11 protein-coding genes are annotated in these 18,799 nt (G+C 45.0%); 5 read left to right on the plus strand and 6 right to left on the minus strand.

Going from position 1 to position 18,799, the window contains the following annotated elements; genetic code table 11:
• Nucleotides 1-59 precede the first annotated feature (59 nt).
• Nucleotides 60-743 (plus strand): TrkA family potassium uptake protein, encoded by a 684-nt coding sequence (locus LBQ60_04005; GenBank protein MDR2037066.1) that lies wholly within the window; start codon nucleotides 60-62, stop codon nucleotides 741-743.
• 22 nt (nucleotides 744-765) lie between these two features.
• Here the strand turns inward: LBQ60_04005 and LBQ60_04010 are convergent, their stop codons facing one another.
• The 6 genes from LBQ60_04010 to LBQ60_04035 all read right to left on the minus strand — a co-directional run bounded on the left by LBQ60_04010 (nucleotide 766) and on the right by LBQ60_04035 (nucleotide 7,054).
• On the minus strand, nucleotides 766-1,848 hold the full coding sequence (locus LBQ60_04010) for an endonuclease/exonuclease/phosphatase family protein (protein MDR2037067.1): 1,083 nt from the start codon (nucleotides 1,846-1,848) through the stop codon (nucleotides 766-768).
• 36 nt (nucleotides 1,849-1,884) lie between these two features.
• Nucleotides 1,885-2,772, minus strand: coding sequence for a rhomboid family intramembrane serine protease (locus LBQ60_04015; protein ID MDR2037068.1), 888 nt, complete (start codon nucleotides 2,770-2,772; stop codon nucleotides 1,885-1,887).
• 3 nt (nucleotides 2,773-2,775) lie between these two features.
• Nucleotides 2,776-3,456, minus strand: coding sequence for an HAD family hydrolase (locus LBQ60_04020; protein MDR2037069.1), 681 nt, complete (start codon nucleotides 3,454-3,456; stop codon nucleotides 2,776-2,778).
• A 92-nt stretch (nucleotides 3,457-3,548) separates the two neighbouring features.
• Entirely contained in the window at nucleotides 3,549-4,199 is a 651-nt protein-coding gene (locus LBQ60_04025) for a PorT family protein (GenBank protein MDR2037070.1), read from the minus strand.
• A 123-nt stretch (nucleotides 4,200-4,322) separates the two neighbouring features.
• A complete protein-coding gene (locus LBQ60_04030; protein MDR2037071.1) occupies nucleotides 4,323-5,711 on the minus strand; it encodes an aminopeptidase P family protein in 1,389 nt (462 codons plus the stop codon).
• 83 nt (nucleotides 5,712-5,794) lie between these two features.
• Entirely contained in the window at nucleotides 5,795-7,054 is a 1,260-nt protein-coding gene (locus tag LBQ60_04035; protein MDR2037072.1) for an adenylosuccinate synthase, read from the minus strand.
• 534 nt (nucleotides 7,055-7,588) lie between these two features.
• Here LBQ60_04035 and LBQ60_04040 point away from each other — a divergent pair.
• The 4 genes from LBQ60_04040 to LBQ60_04055 all read left to right on the plus strand — a co-directional run bounded on the left by LBQ60_04040 (nucleotide 7,589) and on the right by LBQ60_04055 (nucleotide 18,694).
• Complete coding sequence (locus tag LBQ60_04040) at nucleotides 7,589-8,944, plus strand: hypothetical protein (GenBank protein MDR2037073.1); 1,356 nt, start codon at nucleotides 7,589-7,591, stop codon at nucleotides 8,942-8,944.
• A 303-nt stretch (nucleotides 8,945-9,247) separates the two neighbouring features.
• Nucleotides 9,248-12,151, plus strand: a complete 2,904-nt coding sequence (locus LBQ60_04045; protein ID MDR2037074.1) for an RHS repeat protein — start codon at nucleotides 9,248-9,250, stop codon at nucleotides 12,149-12,151.
• 16 nt (nucleotides 12,152-12,167) lie between these two features.
• The gene (locus tag LBQ60_04050; protein ID MDR2037075.1) at nucleotides 12,168-18,194 is read left to right on the plus strand and encodes a DUF6443 domain-containing protein; all 6,027 of its coding nucleotides are present in this window, start codon (nucleotides 12,168-12,170) and stop codon (nucleotides 18,192-18,194) included.
• The gene (locus tag LBQ60_04055) at nucleotides 18,194-18,694 is read left to right on the plus strand and encodes a hypothetical protein (protein MDR2037076.1); all 501 of its coding nucleotides are present in this window, start codon (nucleotides 18,194-18,196) and stop codon (nucleotides 18,692-18,694) included. Before LBQ60_04050 ends, LBQ60_04055 begins: the two co-directional genes overlap by 1 nt.
• Nucleotides 18,695-18,799 lie beyond the last annotated feature (105 nt).

The raw sequence follows: 18,799 nt of genomic DNA on the forward strand, positions 1-18,799 counted from the left end.
TAAAAAGTTCATCATTTATAGTTCATAGTTCGTTTTTAACCTTAAAAGCAGTAATATAAATGAAATACATTGTGATAGGATTAGGGCATTTCGGTGCGGTTTTGTCGGAAAAACTTACAGCCATGGGGCATGAAGTAATTGGTGTGGATATTGATCCGCAGAAAGTGGAAGACCTGAAACAAACTGTAGCTACCACTATAGCGCTTGACTCGCGCGACCAGAATGCCCTGAATGTACTTCCGTTGAAAGACGCAGATACTGTATTTGTGACGATAGGAGAAGATTTTGGAGCCTCTATTCATATCATTGCATTGTTGAAACAGCATAAAGTTAAAAGGCTGGTGGGGCGGGCAGTTTCCCCGCTTCATAAAACAGTAATGGAAGCAATAGGGGTAGATGAGATCATCATGCCTGAACAGGAATATGCAGGGACGTATGCATCACGGATTGAAGTGGCCGGAGCTTCGGATGTATATATTGTAGATGACCAGTCTCTCATTGCTGAAATACCTTTGCCGGCTATTTATGTCGGACAGACTGTGAAAGACATTCATTTGAATGAAAATTTTTCACTGATGCTCATTGCCATTAAGCGTAATGATACGGAGAAAAATTTGTTGGGGGCAACGCGTCAGACAAAAAAACTGCTGCCGAAATTCGATGATCAAACGCCGCTTCAGGAGAAAGATGTATTGCTGGTATTTGGGAAAATAGGAGACATCAAAAAATTTGAAAGTATGTAATCAGGGTTATTTGGATTTTATGCTAACGTTTCACCAAATGGCACATGACCGGGTAATGGTCGGAAAGGCGGACACGGGGGCTTTCGTAATTATAGGCCCTGAACGAAGGAGAATGCAGGATATAGTCGATACGCTGTGATGATATACGACCGATATGGTAGGTGGCACTTCTGCCTTTACCCGCTTCAACAAATGCATCTTTTCTTTTTCCTTTGATTTTTTTGTAGGAATAGGAGGTCGGAGGATCGTTGAAGTCACCGCAGATGATGACCGGATATGGCGACCGGTCAACGTGTTCTTTCAAGATATCTACCTGTTGTGCACGGCGGATATAAGCATTTTTCATCTGGCGTATAATACCTTTAAGTGTATGGACGTCCGAATCGTCATATTCCTTTTTTAGGGCATTATTCAATAATTCTCGTTCCTCTTTGGTAAATCCGATAGACTTGAGGTGGACATTATAGATACGGACAGTATCCCCATTTATCAGAAGATCACTGCACATGCATGCATTAGTGGATTTATCTGAAAAAATCAATTCTTTTCGTATGATCGGATAAGAGCTGTAAGTGGCTATTCCGATGGCCCCGGTAGGTAGTTCCGTATGATAATCGGGTTTATTGAGTTTTTTACTGATATTCCCTGCAAATTCAGGATTTTTCGAATAATCGGCAAATTCCTGCATACAGATGATCTCAGCTCCCGTCTCATTCATGTAGTCATAGATATTCAGCTTTTTTCCGTTTTTCTGCATTTCATTACTTTGACTGAAGGCATGCACATTGAAGGAAAATATCCTGATACTATTTTCCAGTTCCTTATCCGGAAGCTTTTTTCCGGATATCTGGATGTTCTGCCAGATATTGTTCCAGCCCAGTAAAACAACAGCCAGCGATAGCAGTGCATATTTCTTTTTACTGGTAAAAAGCCAGAAAATGCTGAAAAATAGAAGAATGACCATCAGGTATCCATAAGCAAGGCCGAAAAAGCTGAGCCACCAGACATTTTCCGGACTTATCCAGCAGCACAGGTAGGCTAGCAGTAAGCATACTGCTGCAACCAGGTTGATGGTGATAAGGATAAAACGGATCAGTTTTTTCAATGGTTGGATATATTAATGGTGAAAGTACAATACCTGTTACTTGTTTTTTTGATTGAACAGGGTTTCTTTTTCTTCCCTGGTCAGGGTGTCGTACCCGCCTTTGGATATTTTGTCCAGGATACGGTCGATTTCCGCCTGATTGTCCTTTTTTTGCTTGTTGTATTCCCAGTCGTCCGTGGAAGGCTTTTTATAATTGACCTTCATTTTCGGTTTCGGCTTGAACAAGTCTTTGCACCATTTGAAAAATCTGGTGAGCCAGCTTGTGATATCCTTACCTTTACGGATGTTGAGCGCAAACATGTAACCCAGGAAAGCGCCTCCCAGATGTGCGATATGTCCTCCCATATTTCCTTTGTTCATGGATATGGAAATGATGTCGAGTAATATGGCAAACCCGGCAATATAGATCAGACGCACCGGTCCGAAAAAGAGCAGGTTGATGGAATATCTGGGGACATAACAGGATATGGCCAGTACCACAGCCAATACTCCTGCCGAAGCGCCGATGATGGTGGAAATATACTTTGCTGTGGCAAAGATGGGGAAAATATTATAGGAAGCAATGTACAGGGCTACGCCAGATAATCCACCCAGGATAAACACATTGACTAATTGGCTGTTGCTGAAATAAAGTCGGAAAATACGTCCGAACCAGTACAACAACAACATGTTGAACAAGAGATGTAAAATATCTTTGTGGGTAAACATATAGGTGATCAATGTCCATGGTCTGGTTAACAGTGCCTGGAGATCAGTAGGTGCGGCCAGCCATGCGTCCAGCGGGAAATGACTGGTGGCATCGAACAGGACATAACATAGCTGGATGATATGGTAGATGACAAATACGGCAACATTGATGATGATCAATTTTACCAGGGCATCAGAATTACTGAAAAACTTTTTAAATTCTTTCGTTACATCCATGTATCAAGATTTGAGGTCTATGGTATTTAATCCCAATAAATTTCGTAAATCATTGTAGTCGTGCATAATGGCATCAGCCTGTTCTATAATCACGCGATCCTCAAAGTGTTCAAAAGCAATACAATAAAAACCAGATCTTTTGGCTCCTGCTACGCCTACCGGAGAATCCTCGATCACAACGCATTCATGAATGGTTTTTCCGATATATTTGGGTACCCGGCTGTAATCTTTCACCTTGGTCACCGGATCCTCACATATTTCCCGTCCGCAAACCTCATCAAACATATCTGCAACGCCCACCACGTCCAGCAGTATTCTGGCTACGGCTGTAGCGTTGGCAGTGGTCAGCGCCAGGTAATACCCTTTTCGCTTGAGATCGGTAATGGTGGATTTCATGCCGGGGAAAGGGATACAATACTTATCGAGGTGTTCCATATAGTGACTTTGCCGACGGTGTACGATTTCTTTGACTTGATCAGGCGGAATTTCAGGGAAGAATTTGCTCATGAACCCATCGCCGGTCAATCCTACCAGGTCAAAGACAGTACAACGGCTGCGCATATCATAACCATATTCTGCCAGTATGTCGCAATAGGCCTCATAACGTCCTTTTTCAGTATCGGCGATTACTCCGTCGAAATCAAACAGGAAAGTAGTGATATGGTCTAAAACTGGAATAGTCATTGAATATTTTATGTGGTTTCCAATAATCTTATTGACACCTTTGACAAGGTAATTATATTGAAATTTTCAATGTGCAATTTTCAATAAAATAATTAAAAAGATACACCAAATCGTATCACCAGGTTATTGCTGGAAATCCTGTCTTTTGAATCCGAAGTGATGTCTGTAAATATATTCATATATGTAAGTCCGAATATCAGGGATGCATCTCCACCGAGCGAATATTTCATGCCTCCGCCGATATGATATCCCAGGGCCATTCCCTTGATGCTTTTTCCAATCCCGACATTATCAAATGATTCATAATTGGCGCGGGCCAGTATTTTGATCATCGGATCAAGGCCCAGGTCGGCAAAATATCTGAAACGGCCGATTTGGTGGGTCCTTAGCTTTAATCCCAAAGGTATTTTCAGGTATTGTAATTTATACAATACGTTGCCGCCGGGTGATACGGTACCGTCAGTATCTCCTTTTGCCTTCAGTGTCGTTCCGTTTTCATAAGACAGGGTGCCTCCTGTGAAAAATAAGGAAATGCCGGAAGCGAAAGCATAATTGCTAGCGAAATAGTAATCGACAGCCAGTCCGATATTGATACCCAGCCTGGCTTTTTCCCGTTTTACGGCAGGGATGTCCGACCTTAGCCAGGAAATGGTTGGTTCAAGCAATATCCCGAACTTGACGCCTTGCCCGAAAACAGGTGCCAATAACAAACACAAAAAGAGGGATGTGATGATTTTTTTCATCTGTAAAAAATATTTTTAAGGTCTGATACAATATCCATATTATGTTCATTACGGTTGGTGGACAATAATACTTGTGGATATTTCATGGTGTGGTTCTTATCTTATTCTCAGAATCCGGACAATCTATGAATACCTGATTCCTTCGATTTCTTCTATGGTTTTGGGAATCTTGTTACTCAGTACACGGCAACCTGTTTCAGTAACCAGGATATTATCCTCGATACGGATACCTCCGAAATTACGGTAAGCCTTCAATGCATCATAACGGATATAGTCGGTGAATTTTTTTTCTCCTTCCCATTGATCGATCAATGCAGGGATAAAGTAAGTGCCCGGTTCATCGGTCACAACAAATCCCGGTTGAAGCCGGCGGCCCATACGTAAGGATTTAAAACCGAACTGGGTACTACGTACCACTTCATCATCATATCCGACATAATTTTCTCCCAGGTTTTCCATGTCATGTACATCCAGCCCCATCATGTGTCCCAGTCCGTGCGGGAAGAAGAGGGCATGTGCCCCCTGCGCCACGGCATCGTCCGTATTTCCTTTCATGACTCCCGCTTCTTTCAGCCCTTCGGTGATTACCCGTGCCGCTGCCAGGTGAACATCCCGGTACAGTATTCCGGGGCGGCACATTTCAATAGCTTTCAGGTTGGCTTGTAATACTGTGTTATAGATGACTTTCTGGCGTTCATCAAATTTCCCGCTGACAGGTACGGTTCGTGTGATATCACTGGCATACCCCATGCCGGTTTCACATCCGGCGTCAGTAAGCAGCATTTGTCCGTCCTGCATGGTATTTCCATGGTAGTGATTATGCAGGGTCTGTCCGTTCACACTCAGGATAACCGGAAAACTTACCGGTCCTCCGCCCATCAGGGCAATTCCTTCAATAGCTCCCGATAATTCCATTTCCACCATCCCCGCCCGGGCATTTTTCATGATATGGGTGTGCATTTTGTAAGCGGTTCCGATGGCCTGTTCGATCTGTCCGATTTCCTGGTCTTCTTTTACCGAACGTAATTGCACCACGGCTTTGATCAGCTCCACCGATGCCTTTTCTTTTTGTTCGGAAGGCGGGATACCCAGTATGTCCAACAACAGTATCTTGTTCTCGGCACGGTAAGGTGGAAGAAAATGGATCCGGCGGCCTTGCTTTTGTGCCTGCTGTAATGTTTCCGCCAAAACATTGTAAGACTTAAAATGGTGGACGCCTGCCGATGCCGCTTTATCCTTCATAGAAGGTTGTTCTCCCATCCAGATGATGTCGTCCATCGTAGAATCATTGCCGAACAGGTAGTCCGAACCATTATCCAGGTCTATGACAGCCGCCAGGTCGGGTTCATTCAACCCGAAAAAATACAAAAACGAACTGTCCTGCCGGAAAGAATAGGTATTGGAAGGATAGTTGAACGGGACTTCCGTGTTTCCCGGGAAAAAAATGATCCCGGACGATAATATTTTCCGCAATGCTTCGCGGCGTTTTTGGTAGGTGTCGGGTGTAAACATACGTCTGTCTTTTATTAGGTTGATACATCAACAGGGCCCGGATACAAACCGGACAACACCTGCGTATGATATGAGACGGCGACTTACCGGATGATGGTTTTGTCGCGGTCGGGACTTACCGAAATAATATGGAACGGAACCCCTGTTTCCTGTTCTATGAAAGCCACGTAATCCTTCAGTTCGGCAGGCAGGCTGTCGTATGACGAATTGCCGGTGATGTCGTTCGACCATCCTTTCATTTCTTTATAGACCGGAATGATCTCTGCATTGACATCAAAAGGAACCTGGTCCGTTACCTTTCCGTCGATCTGGTAATGGGTGCATACCTTAATGCTGTCGAATCCGGAAAGCACGTCCGCTTTGGTCATGATCAGGTTGGTTACCCCGTTGATCATGATGGAATATTTCAGGGCGGGCAGGTCCAGCCATCCGCAACGGCGCGGGCGGCCCGTAGTCGAACCGAACTCATTACCTTTCCTCCGTAATAGCTCACCCGTTTCGTCCAGCAGTTCCGTTGGGAAAGGACCGCTGCCTACGCGGGTACAATATGCTTTTACAATACCGAATACCTTTCCGATCCTGGCAGGTGCCACGCCCAGTCCGGTACATGCGCCGGCACAGACGGTATTGGATGAAGTGACAAAAGGATAGGAGCCGAAATCAATATCCAGCATGGTACCCTGAGCTCCTTCCGCCAGAATGGTTTTCTTGTCCAGAAGGTATTGATTGACGACATATTCGCTGTCTACCACCGTGAACGAACGGAGCAGGTCGATTGCTTCGAACCATTCCTTTTCTTCCTTCGCGTATTCGACGGGATAATCGTATTGTTTCAGTAAATTCAGATGTTTGTTGAGCAGGGTCTGGTAACGCGCTTTGAAATCGGAGGTAAAGATATCCCCCACGCGCAACCCGTTACGGCCGGTCTTGTCCATGTAGGTAGGACCTATCCCTTTAAGGGTCGATCCGATCTTGGATTTTCCTTTGGATGCTTCCGAAGCAGCATCCAGCAACCGGTGGGTAGGCAGTATCAGATGCGCCTTCCGGGAAATGTACAGGTTGTTCAGGTTTACCTTCCTGTTTTTTAACCCGTCGATTTCCTTTTTGAAAATGATCGGGTCGATCACCACGCCGTTTCCGATGATGTTGATCTTTTCGGGATGGAAGATCCCGGAAGGAATGGTGTGTAATACATGCTTGATACCGTTGAATTCCAAGGAATGACCTGCATTGGGACCTCCCTGGAAACGGGCGATCACATCATAATGCGGGGTTAAAAAATCCACTACTTTTCCTTTTCCTTCATCGCCCCATTGGAGCCCTAACAAGACATCTAACTTCATTTGTTAAAATAATTTTATTTAAGGATGGCAATCATAGTCAGCCATCCGGGTTTAATGAACAAAAATGTTCGTTTGCTTATTGCCAAAGTAAACGATTCTACAAAGAAAACAAAAAGATTGTTCGAAAGGAAATTATTTTAGAGAAAAACAGATGAATCTTCCTACCATGAAATCTTTGATTGATTAGTATGGGTATTTTAGTGTGAAATGCCATTGATTTTTTTAATGGGATTGATTCTGATACAGAATGAAAAGTTAGCCATTGCTTTTTGGTTGTAAACTTTTTTTGGAAATAAATATGTTTTGTGATTTTTATATCTATATTAGCAGCTGGTTTTAGTAAAGTTGGTAAAGAAGGGATTTTCCCTTTTGGGAAGTGCTGGTTGAGACCTTTCCCAGCTAAACCAATCAAAATAAAATTTAGTTGTGTAAAGAAGTATGGTGTCATACTTATGGGGATATACTTTTTACATAACACTAAAGTTTTGCTAAAGATATATCAATTACAGGTTTAAGGTTTTATTAAGTTTACTTATGAAGTTTTCTATTGCGACATTGCTATCTATCCTGTTATCCGGTATCATGTATGGACAACTTCCGGAACATGAGGCTACCCGTTCTATCAAACAGGAAGCCGGCCGTATAAAAGAGTTGCCGCAGAAAGATGCTGTCCGTTCCATCCAGCAAAGTACCGGTCGTATGAAGCAATTCACCCGCAAAAATGACCGTCGGACAAAGAAATCCCGTAAACGCATGCAGCGTTACGAAAAACGTTTATCCAAAGATATGGATTCCATTCCCGCACCATTAGCCGCCCCAATAGACGTTTCCACAGATGCAGGACTGGGAAATGAGCCCCATCTGGATAACCTGAAAAATGCCTATCAATTCAGCGGACAGACCCAGATAGCGCCCCCTTCCCAGGTCCAGGAAGGCCTGTCCGGGATAGATAAGACCAAACAAAGCATCCATGCCTCATCCCAGATGAAAAACCAGTTACACCAACGTACCGGTAACTGGAAGCAATGCGCCAAGGGCACCGCGCGTAACCAGCGCATCATCAAAAAAATGGAAAAAGAAAGCTATTACTATACCGCAGAAGTCAATAAATACCGCCAGATCATACGTGACCCCTCCACGCTTGACCAGCAGTTGACCGATGCCCTGAAGCAACACCCCCAGTGGAGCAGTTTCATGGCCAGTTTACCCGCCAAACCACAGGATCCCGAAAAGATGCAACCCAAAGAGATGATCCGTCAGATGATGCAGAGCCAGGCCGGTTCAATCGACCCCAATGCCACTCAGCTGATCAAGGATGCCCAGTCCAAAGGAAGTGAACTCTTAGGCACGCTGTCCGGAGGCGAAGGCGGTAACATCGACAATGCCTCCCAGCTCCCCGGCTTTGTCCCCAACCCCTACAAGACCAAAAGCTTCTGGGAAAGAGTCGATGTAGGGTTCGACCTTCAGTTCAACAAAAACACCTACCATCTTCCCTCGTCAGGAACCGCCGGCATACAGATCGGTTATCATATCAGCCGGAAGATCAGTACCGGTATTACCGGCAGTTACCGTTTCGGCCTGGGAGAAGACATCCGTCACATCCGTTTTTCCCATGCCGGAGCAGGATACGGAGTCTTCTTCAATTATCTCATCAAATGGGGTTTCGGGGTACAGCCCGGCTTCGAACGTAACTGGCGGTCATCCATAGACACCAAAGACGGTCAACATTTCAAGAGCGCCTGGCGGTCGGCCCTATTGTTAGGCATCACCAAAGAATACCGGATCGGGAAGAAAGCCAAAGGCAATGTCGCCGTCTTTTACGATTTCCTGCATAAGAGGCAGGTACCGCATAGCAATGCTTTTCTGTGGAAAATGGGATGGAAGTTTTAATGCCGTGACCGGATGTGGAAAAAACAGGAAAAACCGGCCGGGATTATCATCATTTCGGTGAACCATCCGGATCATAAAGAGTATTTGATTGATCAGATGAATTTGGAGTATATCGTATAATTATATATATTTGTTGGCTTACCGGGTTTACTTATTATTTAGAACTTGAGTTTTTGTGATAGAATGACTAGCGGGATAACATAAATAACTATTGGTATAAATGATCCTCCAAAAATTGGATGATAGATAAAATGATACATGATGAGAAAGATTCGAAATAACAAATTTTTAATTGCCTGTTTCTTGTTTTTAAGTATATATTGTGGTGCTCAGGAGATTTCTGTTGCCTTACCCGATGTAATTCCCGCTTCCCCGGAAGCGGCGGCGCTGGCTAAATATATCAATTATCCGGTGGACTACAGTACGGGGTTAACTAAAATTGAGATACCGCTTTATGAAATAAAAACAGGAAGTCTTACTTTGCCTATATCTTTAAGCTACCATGCTTCCGGAATTAAAGTAAATGAGAATCCGGGATGGATCGGGTTGGGCTGGACATTGAATGCAGAACCGGGTATATCCAGATCCATCAAAGGGAATCCGGATGAAAAAAGCCAGATCGGATATACGGCTAACGGAAGCCATATATTGAGTAATCTGGATTACCTGATCAAGTTAGCCGACGGGGATAAGGATGAAGAGCCGGATGAGTTTTATTACAGATTGTTGGATAAAAGCGGTGGATTCATGTTTAAAAAGAAAGTGGAAACAAACGATCCGGCAACTATCGTTACCCATCCCTATGAGCCCATACATGTATCATTTTCTCCTGCCAATCGCGCCAAAATAGAAATTACAGATGAGGCAGGAGTCTATTACAGGTTCGGTACTACATTGAATAACACGGTTCATGTGGAATATAGCGGAACCCTGACGGACCCGGGAGAGGTTACGGGTTGGAAAGCCACGGAAATCATCTCTCCGGATAAGTGCGATACCATACACTTTTCATATCGATCGTCGGTAGAAAATATATATAATAATGTAGATATGATCACTGTAGAGGATCGTCCCAGTGGATATTGCACCCCATCAGATATTACAGGATGTTCGGGAACAACTTTCCCCATTATTGTCTATAAAACGGCTGCTTCCCGGGATCCGGGTCTATGGCGTCTCAATGCAGCTAATCAGTTAGATAGTGTAGTTTGTGACCATTTTCACCCTCAGTATTTTTCTAAAGTAACCCGGATAAATGGGAAAAAATTATACCAGATCACTTTTCGGGGTGGAAAGGTGCTGTTTTCTATAGAAGAAACCAATAGTATGGAACCGGAAACCAACTTAAAGTCCATTGAAGTATTTGACAAACAGGATAACTTAATCAGGGAGATCGCATTTGAAAGGAGCTATTTTGATGTTTTTGTCCCTAACGGGATGGCAACAGCCGTTAACCGGCGTAGCCGGTTGGATGCGGTACATATTAAAGACCGGAGCAGGGATACCGTAGAAACCTATAGGTTCGGTTATTATTCGGATGGTATTCCTGATCCGGAAGTATGTAAGGATTTCGACCACTGGGGGTATTATAATTTTGACCAGTCCAGGGGGGAAAACCTTTACAATAAAACGGCGGTACCACTCTGTAACGTAGAAGCCACTAAAGATGGTTACCCTGTTACTTTCCAGATTGGAAGGGCGCATAAGGAACCGAACGAATACACCATGCAATGCGGCATACTGAACAGGATAGAATATCCTACCGGGGGAACTACTCATTTTTTCTATGAAATGAACCGGTACAGGGATAATAACAATCAATTGAAATACTGTGGCGGTTTACGGATCGCCAGCATCCGGGACCATGATCCTGTGACAGGACAAAATCTGTTCCGGAGATTTGAATATGGAGCAGGAATTCCCCGATGGAATATTACTGAAAGCGATTATTGTTACGAACAGAAAAATTATTATAAATCTGCCGGATGTGAAACCCGGTACAGAACCTACCATTCATCTACTTTGACGGATCTGTTTTATTCCAATGGGGTTCCGGTCGTATACGCACAGGTTACCGAATACAGTTCAGGACCAAGCGGTACATTGGGAAAAACCGTTTATACCTACGACCAGAGTGCTGCTACTTTGTATCCTTTGGAAAGAGTCGGACAAACCAATATTATTCTTAACAGCCGGGCCGGATGGATGCTCGGTAAGCTAGCCAAAAAAGAAATGCTGAACAGTGCCGGAGATACTGTTTCTCGTACTACGTACGGATATAAAAAGTACAAAGAGCAGAATATTCAGGCGGGACTGGCCTACCGGCACAAAAATATTTTATCCGGGGGAGACAATAGATATGATGAAAATATTGAGCATATTACTTACCGGATCTCTACCGGTGCGGAACGGGTAATTTCCGAAAATACAACGGAAATATTGGGCGGAAATAAATTGAATACCCTGAAAACCTATCTGTTTGACAACTCATCCGATCTGTTATTCCCGTACCGTATGTTAACCATAGGAAGCGAGGGGGAAGAAATCGTATATGATTATAAATACCCGCATGACCTGACTTTCACAGGAGGGGCGGAAACAGCCAGAAATCGTTTGATCCAGGACAGGAGGATCAATACCTTAATGCGTACTTCCAGGAGCACCGGAAACGAAAATATCACTACTTCCGTTATATACGGAATGTTCGGCGGGAGCGCCAGGCCGGAAAGTGTGATGACCAATACCGGCGACAACCATGAAACGGAAACGCGCATACGCTATTATAGTTATGACCGGTATGGTAATCCCACATGCGTATCCCTTGAAGGAGGCCCCGTCATTGTGTATATATGGGGATATAAAGGGCAATATCCCGTAGCTAAGATTGAAAGCCATACTGCTGCCGGTGATTATTATACCGTAGTAGCCGGTCTTATCGGTGCGGTAAGGATGTCTCTTTTGGATAATTACCCCGGAGATGATCAGGTACGGGAGATATTCAATGATTTAAGGAACAGGGAACATGCCCATATCAAAGACGCCATGATCACTTCGTATACCTACAGGCCGTTGACCGGGATCACTTCAGAAACAGACCCTTCGGGGCGTATCGTTTATTATGAATATGATGATTTCGGTAGGCTTGTCCGTATGAAGGACGAAAATAACCATATACTGAAAGAACTCAGGTACCATTATGCGCAGTAATCAACTTTTAACCCGTATGAACATGACAGCAGGATTATTATCTGATTCTATCCATAAGCTCTTTTGGTGCCTTTTCATATTTTTATGCCTGTCTATGGACATAAGCGGACAGGGAAGTATTCCGTCCGACTCTGTGGCCGCTAATGACGAATGGATGAAAAAAATATCAGGCATGACGGGTGTCGGATGCGATACAGCAACAATGAAGCAGATACTTCAATTGTTGAAAGAGTCCAGGGATCCGGCAATTTCCGGGGAACGCCGGACGCAGTTGGACACCCGGATAGGATCATTGGCTAAAACGGGAGAAAGAGCCGCCTATGCCGCTTCTCTTCCCACTACTTACCGGTGGTACGTGTCTCCCCGAGGAAATGATGACAACAACGGGACACAACAAGCCCCGTTTTACAGTATACAGGCAGCTATAAATGCAGCTTCGGCAGGAGATGCGATCAAACTGGAAAACGGGACATACTATCATACCGGCCGGATCTATATCAACAAGGATGTCTTTCTGATCGGTAATGTTGAAGATCCGTCAGCGGTGGTGATCCGGCCTTCCGGCCTTGGTTTTTACATTTATTCCTGTTCGCCTGAATTACATGGAATGAAAATTACCGGAGGGGAAACGGGAATTCTGATCAATGGCGGATACCCCAGGTTTTCCCATCTTGTTTTGACACGACATACCCGCACAGTCATTTATTCCGATATGACCCATGTCTACACGCTGGAAAATTCGCTGATATTCGGCAACCGTGTGGAAGGAGGTTCATTGATAGAAATGCGTCCTTCAGGTTCGGCAGGGGGCGTCGTGTCTGTAAACAACGTAACGATCACCGACAATGAAGCTTCGTGTACCTTCGATCTGACAGGTACAGCTTTAAAAGAACTGATGATCAGTAATAGTATCTTATATAACCCGCAGACAACGGATGAAATCCGTTATCATTCTACGGGAAGTTATATCAGCATGCAGTATTCCGATATTTATAATAAGAACCGGTATTCGGGCAGTAACATATTGTATGCCGGAAATCTGATAGACGCATTACCGGATTTTGAGGAATCCGATCCCGGCCCTACATACCGGCTTTCGGAATTCTCGCCTTGCATAGATGCAGGGCATCCATACATTCAGGATCTGTCACGGCCTCCCGGAATGGGAGAGGTGCGAAGCGATATGGGATTCTACGGGGGACCATCAAGGGTATCATTGGGATTTTTACCGGTAACACCCGGGGATGAACTCTTGTCGGCCATCCATATAGGCACCTACAACCACGATTTTTCTTTTGCTGATACAACCCAATCAGGATTGTATACCAATTTTTACTATTGGATTGACGGAGTGGACCTGTTTTATAAATTTACCACTACCGAGTGGCTGGATATCGAAATAGATCATTGCGGTTCGGAAGTACTCGATACAAAAATCATGTTACTGAACGCCTATGGCGGAAATATGACAGAAAGCGGTGTCCGTCCCGGTGACAAGGAATGTTCCGTTAATGCGGGCCAGGCATTTCTATCCGTCAGGAATCTGCCGCCGGGAACCTATTATGTGATGAATAAGATGCTGGCGGATAACAATGAAGAATTTTATATTACCATACGGGGATATTTCAGGGGCGACCGGCTGGAGAATCCCGTCGAGGTAGGGACCTTTGGTTCCGGGTTCTATTATACTGATACCCGTAACTCTTCCAATTACGGTAATCATTATACCGGACTACCCACCAACGATATATTCCACCGTTTTAGTATCACTAAAATGATGAATGTAGAAATGTCGCATTGTAATTCCCCCCGTATAAGCCAGACCCGCCTGTACCTGCTGGATGCTGCCGGAAGCCTGATCACCGGAAGTGAGGATTATACGGGAGAAGGCGGGTGTGAATCACCGGGGCAGGCTTACCTGAAAATGGATGACCTTCCTGCAGGAACCTATTATATCGTATCCGAAGGATATGCTTCGGACGGAGATATACGAATGAATATTCACGGTTATTTCAGGACAGTAGCGCCAAGTGCCGGCTTTAACTATGTGCATACCATTATTCCGCAGGAAGAAACGTCTGCCATACAGGGTGATAGTCGTAGTCCGTCGGATTACTTGGAAACCATCGACTATTTCGACGGCCTGGGCCGGCCGATACAGAATGTGGCCGTCGGGAGCTCTCCTGACGGAAAAGATATGATCACCCCCGTCGCCTATGACGGATTCGGACGGGAAGCCGTGAAATATCTTCCTTATGAGGCAGGAGATGGTACCGGTAGTTTCCGGAGTGCCGCCCTTACCGAACAGGCGGATTTTTACAGGAATGGCGGAACCGGCCCCTCCTCCGTGACAAAGAGCAGTACTCCGTTTGCCGTCACGGTCTTTGAATCATCTCCTTTAAGCCGGGTACTCAAACAGGGAAATCCCGGTGGCGACTGGCATCCCGAAACAGGGAGGGTCTTCCGGATGTATTATAAGACCAATGGCTCCAGTGAGTTCCGGATGTGGAATATAACCGGAACAGGAGCGGCCACCGGGAATTACTACGCCAAAGGTTCCCTGTACCGTACCGAGACTACAGATGAGAGCAACCTCACCACCATCCTGTATGAAAATAAACAGGGAAAGCCGGTGCGACAAAGGATAAAATATGACAGCAATACAGAGTACCATACCATTTATATCTATGATCATCTCGATCAACTGGCTTATGTGCTTCCTCCGGGCGTGCCGGATGATGTGAGAAGTTTCACTGAGAATGATGACGTGTTCCTGAAACTGATCTATGCCTATAAATATGACGGCCGGGGGCGTACTGTCCGGAAACACATTCCCGGAGCAGGATGGACGGATGTCGTGTATGACAAACTGGACCGGCCGGTGATGACCCGTACAGCTGCACAAAAAGACAGCGTCCTGTGGCGTTTTACCAAGTACGATGCCCATGACAGACCGGTGATGACCGGCGTTATTTCCGATAACCGGGAACGGACTGTGTGGCAGTCCTTAGTAAACAACTGTGCTTATCAGTGGGAAGAACGCCTGGATGACGGGGAACTGGAAGGATACAGCAACCGTTGCCAACCGCAGGTCACTCTATCCGATATCCATCAGTTCAATTATTACGACCTGTATAAAAATTTCACTCTTCCTTCCGGATGCAGTAACCGCACCCGGGGGCTGCCTACAGAAAACCGTACACGCGTACTCGGAAGCCAGGAATTTTATAATTCAGCATGGTTCTACGATGAGAAAGGCCGGATGGTACAAACCCAGGAACAAACCGCCAAAGGGATAGATGTGATAAAAAACACCTATGACTTTACCGGACGACTGACCGCATCGGAACGTACGCTGGAAGACGTGACCGTACAGACAGAACAGCTATACGACCATGTGGGAAGGCCTACCGATACCCGTCATAGGATGGACCGAGGGGAGAGCGTCATTACCACCCGCTGCACATACAATCCCCTGGGACAGTTACTGGTGAAGAGGCTGCACAGCACGGACGGCAGCAGTTGGCTGCAGGAGATCGATTACACTTACAATATCCGCGGATGGCTGACAGGTATCAACGACGGGAATGCCCCGGGAGGTTCCCGGCAGGATGCCTTCAGCATGAGGATCATACATAACGGAACCGCCACAGTAGGGGATGTTACTTCCAAGGCCCAGTTCAACGGGAACATCAGCAGTATCCGGTGGAGAACCAAGCCGCCGGGGACCAGCGCTACCGCTGTAAGGGGGCATGCCTACGCCTTTTCCTACGATCCTATAGGACGGCTCACTTCAGCTGTCTATGCCGCAGATACCCTGAACAACCGGAGTTATAACCGGTACAAGAACCGGTATAACGAATCGTATACCTACGACAAAATGGGCAACATCACTTCCCTGCAGCGCAACGGCATGCGGGGCGTCATCGACAGCCTGACCTACAGTTATGACGGGAACCGGTTGCAGAACATCACTGAAAGCCTAAGCAACGGATTGCAGGATCTTGGTTTTAAGGACAGCGTGCCCGGTATCAAATACCTGTACGACACTTCCGGGAAACTGATCGAAGACAGGAACAAGGATATCCGGATACGGTACAACACATTGGACCTGACTGGGGTAATACAGCATGCCTCTACCGGGAAGAAGCTGGAATATTCCTATCTGGCCGACGGGCGGCGGATACGGAAACAGTTCGGCACCACAACGGACCGTCATTATATCAGCGGATTTGAATACGAGGGTGATGAACTGAAATTCATCTCTATGCCCGAAGGACGTATCCGTAAAAGCGGGGACAAGTGGATCTATGATTATTTCCTGACCGACCACCTGGATAATGTACGTGTCGTACTTACCACCGGGCAGTCCGGCACACAGGTCTATACCGCCAGTATGGAAGAAAGCAATGCCATAGAAGAAACCAAATATTTCAACAATGTAGACAATACCCGCGCCGACCGGCCGTATAATTATCCGGACAAGAACCCGCTAAACACCAAGCTGGCAAAAGTACCGGGAAAAAGCCGCGGCCCCTCGGTGATGTTGCAGGTCATGGCGGGCGATACCATTTCCCTTTCCGCGCAGGCCTTTTATAATATGGACAGCAGCCTGCCGGGCAGCGGACTGAATATTGCCCCGGTGGTGGGAAGCGCCATAGCTGCCCTCTCAGGAAATACCGCTCTTGCCGCTGGGGAATTCAGCACGTTGGCCGCCGACCTGGGTGCTACGGCAAGCACCTCTGCAGTACTGGCGCCATTGCCGGAAAAAAACGAAGAGGATGATTCCCCGGAACCCAATTCCGGCCTGAATTTTGTACTGTATAACCGGAACTTTGAGATAGTGGAATCCAATACCGGCGTATTGCCGGTATCGGACAAGATCAATAGGATACAAATGTTATCCGGCGATCAGATGATCATACAGGAAAGCGGTTACCTGGAGGTATTTACCTACAACGATGCACAGACCCCCGTGTTCTTTGATAATATAGAGTTAAGGCATACCAGCGGCCCCATACTGGAGGAAAACCATTATTATCCGTTCGGTATGCTGATGGATATGAGCTATATGCCTGTAGCGGTCAATGAGCGTAATTTCTATAAGTACGGCAGGAAAGAGTTGCAAACGGAACATAACCTGAACTGGGGCGACCATGGAGCAAGAATGTCAGATTATACGATAGGTCGTTGGTGGGTACCCGATCCTTTGGCGGAACAATATTATGGTATCAGCACTTATACATATACATTGAATAACCCGCTTAAAAATATTGATCCGGACGGTATGGAAAACATTACTATTATTGGCGCCCAATACGATGGGCTTAGAGGCAATAAGCTAATGTTTGCAAACCAGGGAATCCGTTCACTGCGGCGATGGTCGCTACTCCAATCCGATGAAAGCCGGAGTATGGTATTGTTTACCGGAGACTATACGGAAAAACAGATTTCAAAAATAGAAAGTTCAGTAGAGAAATACGGAGGAAACCTAATCAAGGTTGATTCGGCAGATGAAATGATCAATTATGTGAATTCAAAATCGAGTGAAAACGGACAGTTAAGCGATGCAAGAAAAAATGACTTAATTACGGATATGGAAATATTCTCGCATGGTGAAGTAGGCTCGATAGGCTTTGGATACCGAACAGAACAAGCATCAGCATATGAGCTTAACGATAGAAATGTCACAAAATTTAACAGCGGAGCATTTGATGGCACGAATTCGACCATAACATCTTATGCATGCAGGACAGCTTTAGGAAATAATAGTTATCATTCTTATACCAACCCAATGCCCATGTGGACATCCAGTATCGCCCAATCCATTTCGGATGCTACCGGAGCAACGGTATATGCATACGGCAGGAGAACCAATTATTCCTATACCCTGGGCAATCCGTTTGAAAGACGGGTAAACCCGCCAAATATCCATATGATTGACGGAGCAGCCTTTACGCCTAACGGGGCTGTAAGAGGAGTTGTATCAGGCTACAGCCCGGTTGTTTTTCCGGGTAAGATAAAATTTATACCCATCAGATAATGAAAAAGAATATTTTGTACATATTGTTATTGGTCATTACCAACATGTCATGTAACCGTGAACCCAATAATTCCTGGATATCCAAAAAAGATTACCAGGGTTATCTGAATAATTTACCTGATGAGAATTTTTCAGAAAGATATACTAATTGTCAAAATATTTTTCAAAAGGATCTTCTTTTTGAATTTGAGATGGATTCCAGGTTGGAATTGGATACATCAAATTGTACTTTTTTGATACTGCGCGGAGGTACTGTTTCATATAGAGGAAAATATAACAGATCCATTAAAATAGAAGATGTACGTTTTTGTTTGGATAACAACTTAACGAGAATAAGTTCATGGGCTTTTATATTTTTGGATAAAAAGACAGAAACAGTCTATAAATTCTATCAGAAGGATAAAGAAGTATATAATTTCTCTGATAAGGAAAAGATAAGCGTAAAGCTTAGCTCAAAAGGGTATAAAATTAAATTTGATGATGACTGGTTTTTCAAATGATTTCCCTGGTTCTGTATAATCTGTGGCTATATCTGTTTTTGGAATATATCAGTTGATATTGTTGTTACAAACGCGAATAGATTGATATAATTTATCCATATGTTT

This window comes from Bacteroidales bacterium, from assembly GCA_031275285.1.
GTDB lineage: Bacteria > Bacteroidota > Bacteroidia > Bacteroidales > UBA4181 > JAIRLS01.